Source organism: Bradyrhizobium nitroreducens (genome assembly GCF_002776695.1).
Classification (GTDB): domain Bacteria; phylum Pseudomonadota; class Alphaproteobacteria; order Rhizobiales; family Xanthobacteraceae; genus Bradyrhizobium; species Bradyrhizobium nitroreducens.
This window is the reverse complement of the sequence record NZ_LFJC01000003.1, coordinates 8,173,167-8,173,839: the sequence shown is the minus strand read 5'-3', so window position 1 is coordinate 8,173,839 and position 673 is coordinate 8,173,167. Positions and strand designations below refer to the sequence as shown.

Sequence of the window (673 nt, the reverse complement as noted above, 5' to 3'; positions counted from 1 at the left end):
TCATGGATGATCTGTTGCGGGAGTTTCTGACGGAGACCAGCGAGAGCCTGGACACCGTGGACAATCAATTGGTGAAGTTCGAGCAGGAGCCGAACAACGCCAAGATTTTGGACAACATCTTCCGCCTGGTCCACACCATCAAGGGCACCTGCGGCTTCCTCGGACTGCCCAGGCTCGAAGCGCTGGCGCATGCCGGCGAGACCTTGATGGGCAAATTCCGCGACGGCATGCCGGTGAAGGCCGAAGCGGTGACGGTGATCCTGTCCTCGATCGACCGCATCAAGGAGATCCTGGCCGGCCTGGAGGCGACCGAGGCCGAGCCCGAGGGGAACGACCGCGACCTGATCGATCAGCTGGAAGCGATGGTCGAGCAGGGCATGGCGGCAATGTCAGCGTCGGCTTCGCCGATCGCGTCAGCTCCGGTTGCCGAGGCGCCGCCGCTGGTGCCGGAAGCCCCTGCCGCGCCCGCCAAGGAGATGACCTCGGGCACGCTGATCGACCAGACCCTGGAGCGTCCGCTGCGCCCGGGCGAGGTCTCTCTCGACGAGCTCGAGCGTGCCTTCCGCGAGACCGCGATCGAAGCGCCCGCGCCCGTCGCCAAGGTTGAGGCTGCCCCCGCGCCGGCCGCTGAAGCCCCGGCGCCTGTCGCGAAGGAAGCCGCCAAGGAGACAAG

1 protein-coding gene is annotated in these 673 nt (G+C 66.7%); it reads left to right on the top strand.

Annotated features, from left to right (window positions below):
- Positions 1-2: 2 nt before the first annotated feature.
- Positions 3-673, top strand: a 671-nt coding sequence (locus TSA1_RS38610; protein ID WP_174719382.1) for an Hpt domain-containing protein, incomplete at its 3' end; no start/stop codon positions are given.